At 65.5% G+C, this 14,470-nt stretch carries 10 protein-coding genes and 1 pseudogene; 5 read left to right on the plus strand and 6 right to left on the minus strand.

Going from position 1 to position 14,470, the window contains the following annotated elements; translation table 11 throughout:
* The first annotated feature begins 121 nt into the window (after positions 1 to 121).
* From ABFK29_RS21895 to ABFK29_RS21915, 5 genes and pseudogenes are all read left to right on the plus strand, one after another.
* Positions 122 to 958, plus strand: coding sequence for an FAD binding domain-containing protein (locus ABFK29_RS21895; RefSeq protein WP_005862010.1), 837 nt, complete (start codon positions 122 to 124; stop codon positions 956 to 958).
* Positions 948 to 3,674: a molybdopterin-dependent oxidoreductase gene (locus ABFK29_RS21900; protein ID WP_040604930.1), complete on the plus strand. Its 2,727-nt coding sequence runs from the start codon at positions 948 to 950 to the stop codon at positions 3,672 to 3,674. The genes ABFK29_RS21895 and ABFK29_RS21900 overlap by 11 nt, the downstream gene beginning before the upstream one ends.
* The gene (locus tag ABFK29_RS21905; protein WP_005862006.1) at positions 3,671 to 5,734 is read left to right on the plus strand and encodes a hydantoinase/oxoprolinase family protein; all 2,064 of its coding nucleotides are present in this window, start codon (positions 3,671 to 3,673) and stop codon (positions 5,732 to 5,734) included. Before ABFK29_RS21900 ends, ABFK29_RS21905 begins: the two co-directional genes overlap by 4 nt.
* A complete protein-coding gene (locus ABFK29_RS21910; RefSeq protein ID WP_005862005.1) occupies positions 5,731 to 7,410 on the plus strand; it encodes a hydantoinase B/oxoprolinase family protein in 1,680 nt (559 codons plus the stop codon). The genes ABFK29_RS21905 and ABFK29_RS21910 overlap by 4 nt, the downstream gene beginning before the upstream one ends.
* Positions 7,411 to 7,982 (plus strand): annotated as a pseudogene (locus ABFK29_RS21915) (DDE-type integrase/transposase/recombinase); the annotation flags it as partial. It lies immediately after the preceding gene.
* 146 nt (positions 7,983 to 8,128) lie between these two features.
* On the opposite strand, the gene ABFK29_RS21920 reads toward ABFK29_RS21915, so the two are convergent.
* From ABFK29_RS21920 to ABFK29_RS21945, 6 genes are read right to left on the minus strand one after another with little or no spacing between them, the layout of a single operon-like run.
* Positions 8,129 to 9,241, minus strand: coding sequence for a PrpF domain-containing protein (locus ABFK29_RS21920; protein ID WP_005862001.1), 1,113 nt, complete (start codon positions 9,239 to 9,241; stop codon positions 8,129 to 8,131).
* Between the two features lie 4 nt (positions 9,242 to 9,245).
* Entirely contained in the window at positions 9,246 to 10,154 is a 909-nt protein-coding gene (prpB, locus tag ABFK29_RS21925; protein WP_005861999.1) for a methylisocitrate lyase, read from the minus strand.
* Between the two features lie 22 nt (positions 10,155 to 10,176).
* Entirely contained in the window at positions 10,177 to 11,067 is an 891-nt protein-coding gene (locus tag ABFK29_RS21930) for a fumarylacetoacetate hydrolase family protein (RefSeq protein WP_005861997.1), read from the minus strand.
* A gap of 7 nt (positions 11,068 to 11,074) precedes the next feature.
* Positions 11,075 to 12,127, minus strand: coding sequence for a cupin domain-containing protein (locus tag ABFK29_RS21935; protein WP_005861995.1), 1,053 nt, complete (start codon positions 12,125 to 12,127; stop codon positions 11,075 to 11,077).
* On the minus strand, positions 12,124 to 13,320 hold the full coding sequence (locus ABFK29_RS21940) for a CaiB/BaiF CoA transferase family protein (protein WP_005861994.1): 1,197 nt from the start codon (positions 13,318 to 13,320) through the stop codon (positions 12,124 to 12,126). Before ABFK29_RS21940 ends, ABFK29_RS21935 begins: the two co-directional genes overlap by 4 nt.
* 2 nt (positions 13,321 to 13,322) lie before the next feature.
* Positions 13,323 to 14,426: a C4-dicarboxylate TRAP transporter substrate-binding protein gene (locus tag ABFK29_RS21945; RefSeq protein WP_040604929.1), complete on the minus strand. Its 1,104-nt coding sequence runs from the start codon at positions 14,424 to 14,426 to the stop codon at positions 13,323 to 13,325.
* Positions 14,427 to 14,470: the final 44 nt, after the last annotated feature.

Raw genomic sequence — 14,470 nt, forward strand, 5'->3', positions numbered from 1 at the left:
ATAAGTGCCCGGACGCGATCAGGACGATTGACAACTTTTCGTGCAAGTTTCTACGGTGAGCTTGTATCATTTGCACACAAATGAAGCTCGGGCGTGGTCCGGGCAGTGAAAGGGGCACCGCATGACGCTTCATCGACCCGAGACACTGGACGCGGCCCTTGCCCTGCTGGCCGAAGGCGGCGGGGTCATTCTGGCGGGGGGTACGGATGTATATCCGGGTCTGCGCGATGCGCCGCCGCCTGCTCGGATGATCGATGTGTCGGCGGTGGCGGGGATGCGCGGGATCACGCGGGTGGGCGAGGGCTGGCGGATCGGCGCGGCAACGACATGGACGGATGTGGTGCGCGCAGATCTGCCTGCGCTGTTCGACGGCCTCAAGCTGGCCGCGCGAGAGGTCGGGTCGGTGCAGATCCAGAACACCGGAACGGTTGCAGGCAACCTGTGCAATGCCTCGCCTGCGGCGGACGGCGTTCCGGCGCTGATGGCGCTGGATGCCGAGGTGGAGCTTACGGGGCCAGGCGGCGTGCGGCGGGTGCCGCTGAGCGCGTTCATCCAGGGCGTTCGCAAGGTCGATCTGGCAGCGGACGAATTGATGTTGGCGATCCATGTGCCGGACGCGCCGGGCCGTGGTGCGTTTCGCAAACTGGGCGCGCGGCGGTATCTGGTGATTTCGATCGCGATGGTCGGCGCTGTCGTCCACGCCGAGGACGGGCGGATCGTAAATGCGCGTATCGCCGTCGGGTCCTGTTCGCCGGTGGCGCGGCGGCTGGTCGATCTGGAAGCGGCGCTGGCCGGTGCCGCGTCGGGGGATGTCGGGGGCATTGTCGCCGACGTCAGCCTGGAGGCGTTGACCCCGATTGACGATGTGCGGGCCAGTGCGGCCTTTCGCAAGGATGCGGTGCGCACGCTGGTGCAGCGTACGCTGGTGGATGCGGTGGAGAGAACCGATGTCGCTTGATGAACCCAAAGGGCAGATTTCGCTGACTCTGAACGGGACCGAGATCACGCTGTCCGCATCGCCAACAGCGCGGCTGTCCGAGGTTCTGCGCCGCGACGCGGGCGCGCTGGATGTCAAAGTGGGGTGCAACGCGGGCGATTGCGGGGCCTGTACCGTCCTGCTGGACGGCGCGCCGGTCTGTGCCTGCATCACCGCAGCCGGGCAGGCGCAGGGGCGAGCGGTTGAAACGCAGGTAGGACTGGTGGCCGATGACCCGGATGCCCTGCGCCTGGCGCAGGCGTTCCAGCGCCATCAGGCGGCGCAATGCGGGATCTGCACGCCAGGCATGATGGTGTCGGCGGTGGCCCTGTTGCGCTCCGGCACGGCCCTCAGCGAAGAGCGGGTTGCCGATGCGTTGGGCGGCGTGCTCTGCCGCTGCACCGGCTATCGCAAGATCATCGCGGCGGTGCTGGATGCGGGCAACACCGAAGACACCCTGAGCGAGGGCGGCGTTGGCGCGCGGGTGGCGCGGCTGGACGGCTGGCCCAAGGTGTCGGGTGCTGAGCGGTTTGGCGACGATGTGCCCCCGGCGGATGCGCTGACGCTACGGGTGATCCGCTCGCCCTTCCACCGCGCGGGGTTTCGCTTTGGAGATCTGGAGGCATACCAGGCGGCCAACGGGCTGGACCTGATCCTGACGGCGCGGGACGTGCCGGGAGAGAACCTCTTTGGCGTCATTCCGGGGTTCATCGACCAGCCGGTGTTTGCCGAAGGCGAGGCGCGCTTCAAAGGCGAAGCGGTGGCGGCCGTGGTGGGCCGCGCCGAGGTTCTGGACGCAATGGGCGCCTTTCCGGTGGAGTGGGACGAACGCCCGGCGCAACTGACGCCAAAGGGGGCAGAAACCGCAGACTTGGTGCACGGCGACCGCGCCGACAACGTCATGTGTCGCGGGCTGGTGGCGCGCGGCGATGCGGATGCCGGGATGAAAGACGCCGCTCACGTGGTGTCTGGCCAGTTTTCGACCGGGTTCATCGAACACGGCTATATTGAGCCCGAGGCGGCGTCGGCCCGCAGGGTCGGGAACCGGATCGAGGTTCAGTGCTGCACGCAGGCGCCCTATATGAACCGCGACGCGCTGGCGTTGATATTGGGGCTGGACCCGGAGGCCGTGCGCATCCTGCCCACGGCGGTGGGCGGTGGCTTTGGATCGAAGCTGGACCTGACCGCACAGCCCTATGTGGCGCTTGCCGCCTGGATATCGGGACAGCCAGTGCGCATAGCCTACAGCCGCGCCGAAAGCATCGCCACCTCGACCAAACGCCACCCGTCCGAGATTGCGATGAAGATCGGGGCGGATGCCGACGGACGGCTCGTGGCGGCGCGGTTTGACGGCGTGTTCAACACCGGGGCCTATGCAAGCTGGGGTCCGACGGTGGCCAACCGTGTGCCGATCCACGCCTCGGGTCCCTACCGCCTGCCGCATTACGAGGCCAACAGCGTCGCCATCCACACCAATACGGCGCCGTCCGGCGCGTTTAGGGGCTTTGGCGTGCCGCAATCGGCCGTGGCGCAGGAGCAGTTGTTCGATCTGCTGGCCCATGAGTTGGGCATGGACCGGCTGGCATTTCGGCGGCTGAATTGCCTGCAGAACGGCGATGCGACCGTCACGGGGCAGATCTTTGACACCGGGATGGGCATCGATGCCTGCTTTGACGCGCTGAAACCGGAATGGGAGCGCGCGCTCGCCGAGGCCAAGGCATTCAATGCGGCCCATTCTCAGATCAAGCGCGGGGTTGGCGTGGCGGGTGGCTGGTATGGCTGTGGCAACACGTCGATGTCGAACCCCTCGACCATCCGCGCGGGTGTCACCTCGGACGGAAAGCTGATGCTGCACCAGGGGGCGGTGGATATCGGCCAGGGGTCGAACACTGTCATCCCCCAGATTTTCGCTGAGGCGCTTGGGGTGCCGCTGGCGCAGGTCACTCTGGTGGGGCCGGATACCGATGTGACGCCGGACGCGGGCAAGACCTCGGCCAGCCGCCAGACCTTTATCACCGGCAACGCCGCACGACTCGCGGGCGAGGCGCTGCGGGCGCAGATCCTGCGTCTGGGCAATGTGGGCGAAGGGGCCGCGATTTCCTTTGTGGATGGCCTGATCGAGCTGTCGGAAGGCGACGTGCTGCGCCGGATCGAACTGCCCGAGGCCGAAGGATATGCGCTCGAAGTGCAGGAAAGCTATGACCCGCCGACGCTGCCGATGGATGCAAAGGGGCAGGGGTCGCCCTATGCGGTCTTCGGCACGGCGGCGCAGATCGTCGAGCTTGAGGTCGACATGGAGCTGGGCACCGTGAAACTGTTGCGGTTTCTGGCCGCGCATGACGTGGGGCGGGCGATCAACCCGCTGCTGGTCGAAGGGCAGATCGAAGGCGGCATTGCGCAGGGCATCGGGCTGGCGCTGATGGAAGAGTTCCTGCCCGGGCGGACCGAAAACCTGCACGACTACCTGATCCCGACGATGGGCGATGTGCCGTACATCAGGTCGATCATCGTGGAATCCGGCGATGCACATGGCCCCTATGGCGCCAAGGGTCTGGGCGAACATTGCCTGATACCCACGGCGCCGGCGATCCTGAACGCCATCGCGGACGCCAGTGGCGCGCGTATCCATCATCTGCCTGCCACACCGGATCGGGTGCGGGCCGCCATTCTGGCGCAAAAGGACTTGGCGACCACATGACTGACAACAATGAACTGAGTGGCAGCTTTGCCGGTATCGACGTGGGCGGGACATTCACCGATCTGGTGCATTACGACAGCCGTTCGGGACGGGTGAAGCTGGCCAAGGTGCCGACCACGCTGGACAATCAGGCGCATGGGGTGCTCGCGGCGCTGGACGCCGCCGAGGTGGACGCCGCGATGCTGGACCTGATCGTGCACGGCACGACGACCACCACAAACGCGGTGCTGGAACGGCGGCTGTGCAAGACCGGGCTGATCACGACGATGGGGTTTCGCGATGTGCTGGAGCTGGGTCGGCGGACACGTCCGCGGGCCTATGGCATGTCGGGCCAGTTCCGCCCGCTGATCCCGCGCGATCTGCGCCTGGAGGTGCCGGAACGGACGCTTGCGGATGGGAACGAGTATCTGGCGCTGGATGAGGACGCCCTGCGCGTCGCCCTGCGCAAGCTGGTGGCCGAGGGCTGCGAGGCGCTGGTGATCCACTTCCTGCACGCCTATGCCAACCCAGCGCATGAAATCCGCGCAGGCGAGATTGCGCGCGAGGAATGGCCCAACGGCAACATCACGCTGGGCAGCGCGCTCTTGTCGGAAAGCCGCGAGTTCGAGCGCGGGGTGACGGCGGCGGTAAATGCCTCGGTGCAGCCGTTGCTAAGGCGCTATGTCGAGCGGCTGGCGGATCGGTTGGCCGAACGGGGCTATACCCGGGATCTGCTGGTGATGAACGGCAATGGCGGCATGGTCTCGGCGCGGATCGTGGCCGAGGAAGCGGCCAAGACGGTGATGTCCGGCCCGGCCTCGGGTGTGATGGCGGCGGCCTATACCGGGCGCCGGGCGGGCATCCCCGATCTGCTGACCTATGACATGGGCGGCACCAGCACCGATGTGGCAATGATCCGGGGGGCCGATCCCGCGGTCAGCCACGAGATCGAGATCGAATATGCCATGCCGATCCATGTGCCGATGGTCGATGTGCGCACGGTGGGGGCCGGTGGTGGCTCCATCGCCCGGGTGAATGCGGCCGGGCTGCTGCAGGTGGGGCCGGACAGCGCCGGCTCGACCCCTGGCCCGATCTGTTACGGCAAGGGCGGAACGGAGCCGACGATTTCGGATGCGAATATGCTGCTCGGGCGGATGGACCCGGGCAAGCTGAACACGATTTCGGGGGACGTGTCGTTTGACACGATCCGCGAGGCCTTTGCTGGCAGGCTGGGGGCGCCGCTGGGGCTGGATGCGGTGGAGGCGGCGGCGGCCGTGCTGCGCATTGCCACGGCCAAGATGGCGGATGCGGTGCGGATGGTGTCGATTTCGCTGGGTGAAGACCCGCGCGATTTTGCCCTCTTCGCCTTTGGCGGGGCCGGGCCGTTGCACGCCTGTGCCATTGCCCGCGAGTTGGGCGTGCCGCGTGTGCTGGTGCCTGCGCGCCCCGGCATCACCAACGCCCTGGGCTGTATCGTGGCCGACCTGCGGCACGATTTCGTGCAGACGGTGAACACGCCGCTGGATCAATGCGACATCGACGAGGTCCACGCCGCATTCGCCCGCCAGATCGAGGATGGCACTGCCGCGATAGGCCGCGAGCGCGTCGAGATTGCCGAGCTGCGCCTGATGCATTCGGTGGACATGCAGTTCATCGGGCAGACACATCTGCTGCGCGTGCCGCTGCCCGATGCCACGCCCACCCGAGAGGCATTGCAGGCGCTGTTCGAAGAGGCTTATTTCAGGCGCTTCCAGGTGACGCTGCCCGAAATCCGCCCCGCCTTGGTCAACGTGAACACGTCGGTCATCGGCCGCCGCCCCGAGGTCGACCTGTCACTGCTGATCGACACCGCCGACCGCCGCGCGACGCTGGCCGAGGCGCAGACCGGCACGCGGTCCGTGTGGTTCGATGGTTGGGTCGACACGCCGGTTTATTGGCGCGACCACCTGCCTACTGACGCCGTGCTGACGGGCCCGGTGATCGTCGAACAGATGGATTGCACGCTGGTGATGGAGCCGGGCGACAGCGCCGTGCAGGACGCCGACGGTAACCTGATCGTAACCCTGGGAGAGCAGCCATGAGCATTGATCCGATCACGTTGACGGTGATCCAGTCGGGCCTGCAGCAGGTCTGCGACGAGATGGACCTGTCGTTTTCCCGCGCCGCCTTCTCGCCGGTGATCGCCGAGGCAAACGATCGCTCGGACGGTATCTATTCGGCGGTCGACGGCAGCCTGATCGCGCAAGGCTCGCAAGGGCTGCCGGTGTTTGTCGGCACCATGCAGTTTTCGACCGCGACGCTGATCGAGATGATCAATACGGGCAAGGCGGCCAGCCCCAAGCCGGGCGACATCTATATCGTGAACGACCCCTATCTGGGTGGCACCCACCTGATGGACGTGCGCTTTGCCATGCCCGTCTACCGGAACGGCGAGATTTTCTGCTGGCTCTCCAACACCGGTCACTGGCCGGACACGGGGGGCGCGGTGCCGGGCGGGTTCTCGGCCTCGGCCACCGCGGTCGAGCAGGAAGGGCTGCGGCTGCCACCCGTCCGCCTGTTCAAAGAGGGTGAGATGGATGCCGAGATTTACGCCATCATCTGCTCCAACATCCGCGTGTCCGAGCAGCGGATCGGTGACGTCAAGGCGCAGGCGGCGGCGCTTTACGTGGGCCAGTCGCGCCTGACGCGGTTGCTGGATCGCTATGGCGATGACACGGTGCGCGAGGCGATTGCCGAGCTGCGCACCCGCGCGGCTCAGCAGATGCGCGCCAACATCGCGGCGATCCCGCCGGGGGTGTACCGCTCCACCGCCTATGTCGACAGCGACGGCGTGGTCGATGAACCGCTGGAAATCCGGCTGGCGATCACGGCGGATGGCGACGGGCTGAGCTTTGACTTCACCGGTTCCTCTGCCCCCTGTGCGGGGCCGATGAACTCGGTCCTGGCGACGACGCATTCCTCGGTCTATCTGGCGATGCGCCATATTTTCCCGGATGTGCCGATCAGCGCGGGTGCCTTCGAGCCGCTGAAGATCGTGCGGCCCGTCGATACCTTCCTCGATGCGCAATATCCGCGCCCGGTGTCGGGCTGTGCGGCCGAGGTCAGCCAGCGGATCGCCGAGGCGGTTTTTGCCGCCCTCGTGGAGCCTCTGCCCGAGCTGGTGACAGCCGCGCCTGCCGGGTCCTCGGGCAATTTTGCGCTGGGGGGCGACATCCCCGAAGAGGGGCGCAGCTACGTGATGTACCAGATCTCGGGCGGCGGCTACGGCGGCTATGCGGGGGGCGACGGAATTTCGAACGGCTGTTCGACCATCGGCATTTCCAAGTCCCCGCCGGTCGAGATCATGGAGCAGCAGTTTCCGGTGCTCTACCACCGCTATGCCCTGCATGAAGGCTCGGGCGGCGCGGGGACGCAGCGCGGCGGGTTCGGCCTGGATTACGAGGTGGAGATCCTGCGCGGCACGGCGCGGGCCAGCTTCGTGATGGATCACGGCCGGTTCGGCCCCCAGGGTGTTCTGGGCGGCGAGGACGGCGGCAAGAACCGGGTTTTGGTCACGCAATCCGGCAACAGCTTTGTGCCCGAACACCTCTCCAAGGCGCAGGACATCGCGCTGACCGCGGGCGACCGCGTGCGGGTGCGCACACCGGGCGGCGGCGGCTATGGCCCGGCAAAAGACCGCGATCCCGCGCTGGTGGCCGAAGATGTGCGTCTCGGGCGCTACACTCAGGAGGACGCCGCGCGGCTTTTCGGCGGATAAGAGATCATCAAGCGCACAGAGAAGCGCCTGCGCCGGACCCGCGTTGATTGCACGTCTCCTCTCGGCAGATCGCGTTGTGATGGCCTGCCGTACGATGGACGCGACCTATATCCGCGTCATCGGCAAGCGGTGTTGTCTCTGGCGCGCCATCGCTGCAGCCGTGCAGACGATCGACTTCCGACCGCCCGGGCAGCGAGATGCCAAAGTCGCGAAAGCCTTTCTCAACAAACCGGTAGAACGTGCAGCGCTCCATCGTCCGGTCATCATGGTCACGGATAAAGCTCCGACCCATCGACGTGTCATCCGCGAGATCAACCGCCGACATGAACTACACTTCGTGAGCATCCGGCATGTCGACAGGAAATGGCGCAACACCGTCATCGAGAGCGATCATGCAGCCATGAAAACGGCCCTTGGGCTGCCGCCAGAGCTTTCGATCCTTGCGATCAGCCAAGGCGACATCAAGCGGGATTGAGGCCCGCCGGACCAGCAGGCGCGGCCAAATCAACAACAAACAACCGGGCCTCAAAGGCGAGTCCCAGTTCATCAGCCGTCTGTACGATGCAACGTGAGATGCAGGATCGCCGCAGCGCAACTTGGATCCAGATAAATCAACGCAACTGTCCCAGCCAGACCAACCAGCCAGTGTGCTCATATCAGTTGGCTGACACCTTTTGACGAAGACAGATCCAATAACGAAGTCCTGAACGCAGGTGGGTCAGTAGTACACCTCACCCGCCATCACCCTGCGTGCCGTCCGGTAAGTCGAGACCGACGTGACCGTGCCGTCGGTGGCGATGTCGGCGTCCACGGTCATGCGGCCACTGGCATGGCAGATCACCAGTGGGCTGCCCTTGGCGATCAAAGGCTGGACGAGACTGCCTTGGAGCGCCCCTGCCGCGGCGAGACAGAGTGCGCCCGTCAAGGGCACCGCCTTGTGCGGTTGATCGGCCGAAAACATGCGCACGACAATTCCGGCTCCGGCCTCCTTGGAACTGTCGGGATCGGGCGCGGAGACCAGGGCCACCAGCGGGAGGTTCGTCAGGACCCGGCGGGCGTGATCTTCGTCGGGCGAGAGGCCCATCTTCACTGCCGCGGCCACCCGCATGTTTACCGCCCGCGACATGAGCGCCGCATTGGCGGCAAGATCCTCCGGGCTCTCCCGGCCTGTCAGGCCGAGGTCGGTCGCGCGGGCGAAACAGACCGGATTGGCCGCGTCGATCAGCGAGACCTCGATCTCCTCTCCCGCGACCGTCATCCTTTCTCGCGGTGTGCCGGTCGGCAGCAGGCGGCCCGTGGTCGCCCCCCCGGGGTCAAGAAAGGACAGCCGGATGGGCGCACCTGTCCCGGCGACGCCATCGAGGGCAAAGTCGCCTTCTTCGGACCATGCCCCGTCCTGCAAGGGAAACTCGGCAACGATGATCTTGCCGGTGTTGGTGTTGTGGATGCGCACCCTTGCGCTGTCGCCCGAGGCCGCGACCAGCCCCTGGTCGATGGCAAAGGGGCCGACCGCCGAGGAGATGTTGCCGCAATTGCCGCGAAAGCTCACGGTGGGCTCCTTCACGCCCACCTGGCCGAAGGTGTAATCCACATCTGCATCCGGCCGGCTTGGCGGGCCGATCACCGCGACCTTCGACAGCGAGCTGATGCCGCCGCCGATCCCGTTCAACTGCCTCCCAAAGGGATCCGGGCTGCCGATCGCGCCCAGGAACACCGGGTTCCAGGCGGCATAGTCCGGTGCAGTCGCCACGGGAAGATCGTCGCGATGGAACATCAGTGCGCGGCTTGTGCCGCCGCGCATGTAAAGCGCTCTGATCCGACCCGTTGCCATCGGCCTAGTCCCCCATCGTTGGAATGGCCGACCGAACGATCTTGCGGTCCAGCGCCTCGAAGTCGTTCAGGCCGATGGTCTCGTAAAGCTCTGCCCGGGTCTGCATGTCGTCCTGCGCAGCCTTCGTACTGCCGTCGCGGGCGAGGACCTTCAGCAGTTTCTCCTGCGCGCGGTTGGCGACACGCAGGGTCGAAACCGGCCAGATCACCATCTTGTAGCCTAGGTCCTCGAATTCCTGGGCAGTGATGTCCGGCGTTCGGCCGAACTCGGTCATGTTGGCCAAAAGTGGCGCATCGACCGCCTTGGCGAACGCGCGGAACGCCTCGCGCGTGCCGAGCGCTTCGGGGAAGATCGCGTCAGCCCCGGCCTCCAGGTACGTCTTCGCGCGGGCTATAGCCGCGTCGAGTCCTTCGCTCGCCGCGGCATCTGTCCGCGCGACGATGCGCAGGGACCTGCGCGCCATGCGGGCGGCAGCGACCTTGGCTGCCATGTCTTCGGGCGTGACAAGGCTCTTGTCGTTCAGATGGCCGCATTTCTTTGGCAACACCTGGTCCTCGATCTGCACGGCGGCGGCGCCTGCGTCCTCGAAGGCGCGCACCATGTGCATGACATTCAGGGCTTCGCCAAAGCCGGTGTCGCCATCCACCAGCACCGGCAGGCCCGAAGCCCGCCAGACCTGGCGGATAAAGAAGCAGACCTCGTCCACCGTGATGATGCCCAGATCGGGCAGGCCCATCGAGGCCGTCATCGCCGCGCCGGAAAGGTACAGAGAAGAGAAGCCCGCGTTCCGTGCCTGGATGGCCGCCATTCCGTTATGGGCACCCGGCATGCGCAGGATCCCCGGTTCGGCCCACATCTCGGCCAGCCGATCGCCCGGCGCGCCCAGGGGCAGGTAAGATGCTTTCAGATACATGAAGCTTTTCCGCCTTTCGTGTTTATCCGCTCGGTTTGTCCCAGACCGCGTGCATGCCCGCTTCGCCCCTCACGACCTTGAGGTCTAGCGCGCCGACGCCCGCGACGCGGCTGACGACACGATCGCCCTCCTCGATAGGCCCGACGCCCGAGGGCGTACCGGAAGCGATGATATCGCCGGGGTAAAGCGTCATGACGGCCGAGGCCATCTCGATCATCGCCGGAATATCGACGATCAGGTCCCGCGTCGAAGCTTTCTGCCGGGGCTCGCCGTTCACCGTCAGCTCGGTCTCGATGGCCGTCACGTCGGCAATCTCGTCCGCGGTTACGATCCAGGGGCCGACCGGGCAGAAGCTGTCGTAGGATTTGCGCATCACGCGCTCCTCCTTGCCGCGGATGACCACGTCGATCAGGCAGGAATAGCCAAAGATGTGATCCAGGGCATCGGCCCGCGGAATGGCACGCCCGCCCTTGCCGATGATGATGGCGATCTCGCATTCGTGGTGAATTTCACGATCCGGCACCGGCGGAAGGACGATCGGGTCCGACGGTCCACTGAGCGAAGAGTTCGCTTTCAGGAAGAATCCCTGTCCGCCCGCCGCGAATTTCGAGATCACGCCGTGGGTCGCGGTCTTCTGCTCTTCGATATGAGCCTGGTAGTTGGCCGGAAAGGCAATCAGCTTGTTGGGCCAGTCAACCGGGCAGTCGAGCCGAACCTGATCGAGCGAGAGCCGTGGCGCACCCGCGGCCAGCGCGGCGATACCGGTGGGGTTCTCGGCATGCTCTGCGATGAAACGAACCATCCCCACCGGAGGCCAGGCAGCGGGGTCCAACCCCGCCGCCTCGGTCAGATCCGCGAGATGGTCGCCCTCGATCAGGCCGATCCGGCCGCCATTGAAACGTGCGATCTTCATGGTTCTCTCAGGCCGCTTCTTCTCGCCACAGGCCCAGAGCCTTGAGGACCGGAAAGTCGTTTACCTGAAACATCAGGCAATCCTCGTCCTGCGAGAGGTTCTCGTGGGAATGCTCGGCCCAAGGCGGGATCGCGATGAAGTCGCCCTTGCCCCAGTTGAAAACCTGGCCGTCGACCACTGTCCGCCCGTTGCCGCGGAGGACGTAGGTGACCGAGCTGCCGGTATGACGGTGCAGCTTCAGCTTTATGCCGGGCCGCAGGCGTTGCATCAGCGTGCCGACAGTGCGCGAGGCCGGCTGACCGTTCACAGGGTTGATGTACTCGAGGATCGTGTCGTCATGCGGATCCGGATCCAGCCCGGCCGCCTGCATCACCGCCTCTTCCGCCCGTTCAGCAGGATAGACCAGAAGCGGGTTGTCGAACATCCGGTGCTGTGGCTTCACCGGGCGCATGATGCCGCTGCCGAACTCCCGGAAGGTGGCATCGGACAGCTTGTTCGTCTCCTGCCTCTGGGCGTCGGACCCTTCGAAGAACACCGCTTCGAGATTGCGCACCAAGGTGACGTCCAGCACGTCGAGCCAGACCATCGGCTTGTCGCCCTTGTGCTCGTGATCGTGCCAGGTCATCGACGGGGTGAAGACGAGATCGCCCTTGTTCATCTGGTACTTCTCACCATCGACGATGGTGTCGGCCCCTTCGCCCTGCATGATGAAGCGCAACGCCGACGCGGTGTGCCGGTGAGGCGTAGCGATCTCGCCGGGCAGGATGTACTGGATCGAGGCCCAGAACGTCGGCGTGGTGCCATAGTCGATCCCGGGATTCGCCAGCCGCAATGTGCGGCGCACGCCGCCGGCCGACAGCTTGATCTGCTCGCCGATGCGATCGAGAAAGGCGGCGATGTCCGCGGCCTTCCAGTGCACCGGCTGCATGGCCGGCTTCGGCACCTTGGTGAACAGCGGCGGGTCCGATGGCTGGTGGATCGCAAGGTTCAGTGCCTTGAGATCCGCCCGCAGGGCCTCGCGTGCCTCGCCGTTCTCGGCGGTCATGGTGTCTGCCATCATGTATCCCTTTCGGTCTCATCATTGGAAAAAGCAGCCGTGCCCGCAGCGGCCGGGGCCGACCCCACAGGAAAAGGCCGTCCGGCATCCGGCAATTCGGGCACGCCGGGCCCGACCGGCATGGGCGCGCGGTCGAGAAAGAAGGGAAGCCGGGGCACCGAGAGCGCACCGCTGGCATCCGAAAGTTGCGCCATGAAAGCGGGCACACCCAGGGCCGGGTCGCTGATGGCCTGGCCGACCGAATTGTAACAGGCGGCAGGCACACCGGCCCGGGTCAGGATAGACTCGCACTCGGCCGCCTCGCGCTCGGCCGTCCAGTCCTGGACGATCTGCATCAGGCTGTCCCAGTTTTCGTAGCGGCGGTCCACCGTGTCGAAGCGCGGATCGGCGGCAAGCTCTGGCCGCTCCATCGCCTGACAGAGGAACCGAAAATTCTTCGGCGTGGTTGGCGCCACCAGAACGAAGCCGTCCCGCGCTTTGAGGGGATGGTAGGCCGCACGCGGGCGCTCCGCTGGGAATTGCGCGGCCTGCACCTCGTAGACCATCATGTTGAACATGCCTGCCATAAGCGACAGATCGACGTGATGTCCCTTGCCGTCCTTGTCACGCTGGCGCAGGGCCCCGAGGATGCCGGAAAGCGCAAAGCTGGCACCAAGGGCATCGGCGACGAAGAGCACGCTGTTTCCCGGGGCAGCCTGATCCTTCTGGTATCCCATGTAGGCCATGTCGTACCCCGATAAGGCTTGGATCACCTGCGCATAGGCCGGGCGATCGCGCGAAGGGCTCTGCTGGCCAAATCCGGAGATCGAACAGTAGACCAGCCGCGGGTTCAGCGCCTTAGCAGCCTCCCAACCGAAGCCCAGGCGATCCATGACGCCGGGGCGGAAATTCTCGACCAGGACATCCGCGCGCGCTATCAGATCCTGAAGACGGGCGATATCGTCGGGCGCCTTGAGGTCTAGCTGGAGGCTGGATTTGCCGGCGTTGAGCTGCGCAAAATAGGCGCTGCGGCCGTCTCGGAGCGGTGGCCGGGAGCGCATGTAGTCGCCGCCCGGCGGCTCGATCTTGACGACCTCCGCCCCCATGTCGGCGAGGTAACGCGCGCACAGTGGGCCCGCCATCATGGTGGTAAGGTCCACCACCATGATGTCCGACAGGATGTCGCCGGGAGTGGTTTGCGCGCGCGTCTCGGTCATGATCAGTCGATCTTGACGAGCACATCGTTGTAGAGGCGCTCCGAGATTGCCTCATTGTCGTCGCCTGCCTCGGAGACGATTGCCTTCCACTTGTCCAGAAGCTCCAGGAAGGTATCGACCGTTTCGGCCGCGTCGGGCAAGCCGCGCTCTTCTGCCTGGGCCACAACGGCATCGCGGGTGTCGGCCGAGAACTGGTCGAGCACCGCCCGGATGTCTGGCCCCGCCTCGACGACCGTGTAGCCACTTGCCTCCGCGTTCGCCAGGACCACGTCGTCAGCCGCCTCGTAGGCCGCCGCGGACGAGATGGTGCCGTGGGCCGCCGCACGTTTCAACGCATCCTTCTGCGCGTCGTCGAGCACGTCCCATTTGTCGAGCGACACGTTGAGCAGAGGCCCGGCGAATGCCGTGCCCATGCCCATCAGCAGGACGTTATTGGCCACGTCGCCCATCGAGAAGGTGGTCAGCCAGCCCGGGGAGCCAAGCGTGCAGTCGACCTGGCCTCGCTGGAGCGCCTCATAGGTTTCCGTAATCGTCATGTTGACGGGCACCATGCCGAGCGCAGTGGCCAGCGTGCCGAAGTTGCCGGTCGCGCGCACCCGGAGACCCTGGAGATCGTCAAGCTTCGAAACGGGTTCGGAGCAGAGCAGCGAATAGGAGGAAACACCGTAGCCGCCGAGGTACTTGATGTTCCATTTCTCAAGCTCTTCCCGGCACCGAGGACATTTGAGAACGCTCATTTCCGTCGTGGCGGCGGCGACTGCGCGCGTATCCGCGGCGATCCCGGGTGCAAGGTTCGACGCAATGTTCTGCTGCGGAAGTTCCGAGGGGTAGTTGATCGACGAGATCAGCGCGCCATCGACCAGCCCGTCGCGCATCCCGCTGAGCGACGTCTGTGTTCCGACGACGGCGCCCCCGCTCAGAAGTTCGAACGTCAGGCTTCCGTCACTGAGGCGCTCGGCCTCGTCGATAAAGGGAATGATCCCCTGACCGACAAGCGTGGACGTCGGCGAACTGTAGGCGCCGTAGGCGATATGGACGTTTTCGGCGCTGACGGCAGTGGCCAGCGTCGAGGCGAAGACAAGTCCCAAAGTGAATTTATGTTGCATGTATTCCTCCCTGTTCGGGGAAGATGCCATGCGTTGGCGGATCG

The organism is Sagittula stellata E-37, from assembly GCF_039724765.1.
Classification (GTDB): Bacteria; Pseudomonadota; Alphaproteobacteria; order Rhodobacterales; family Rhodobacteraceae; genus Sagittula; species Sagittula stellata.

Excerpts from the sequence above, each read along its gene's own strand:
- ABFK29_RS21895 (WP_005862010.1), top strand. The coding sequence starts at position 122 with ATGACGCTTCATCGACCCGAGACACTGGACGCGGCCCTTGCCCTGCTG.
- ABFK29_RS21900 (WP_040604930.1), top strand. The coding sequence starts at position 948 with ATGTCGCTTGATGAACCCAAAGGGCAGATTTCGCTGACTCTGAACGGG.
- ABFK29_RS21905 (WP_005862006.1), top strand. The coding sequence starts at position 3,671 with ATGACTGACAACAATGAACTGAGTGGCAGCTTTGCCGGTATCGACGTG.
- ABFK29_RS21935 (WP_005861995.1), bottom strand. The coding sequence starts at position 12,127 with ATGATGGCAGACACCATGACCGCCGAGAACGGCGAGGCACGCGAGGCC.
- ABFK29_RS21940 (WP_005861994.1), bottom strand. The coding sequence starts at position 13,320 with ATGACCGAGACGCGCGCGCAAACCACTCCCGGCGACATCCTGTCGGAC.
- ABFK29_RS21930 (WP_005861997.1), bottom strand. The coding sequence starts at position 11,067 with ATGAAGATCGCACGTTTCAATGGCGGCCGGATCGGCCTGATCGAGGGC.
- ABFK29_RS21920 (WP_005862001.1), bottom strand. The coding sequence starts at position 9,241 with ATGGCAACGGGTCGGATCAGAGCGCTTTACATGCGCGGCGGCACAAGC.
- ABFK29_RS21910 (WP_005862005.1), top strand. The coding sequence starts at position 5,731 with ATGAGCATTGATCCGATCACGTTGACGGTGATCCAGTCGGGCCTGCAG.
- prpB (WP_005861999.1), bottom strand. The coding sequence starts at position 10,154 with ATGTATCTGAAAGCATCTTACCTGCCCCTGGGCGCGCCGGGCGATCGG.
- ABFK29_RS21945 (WP_040604929.1), bottom strand. The coding sequence starts at position 14,426 with ATGCAACATAAATTCACTTTGGGACTTGTCTTCGCCTCGACGCTGGCC.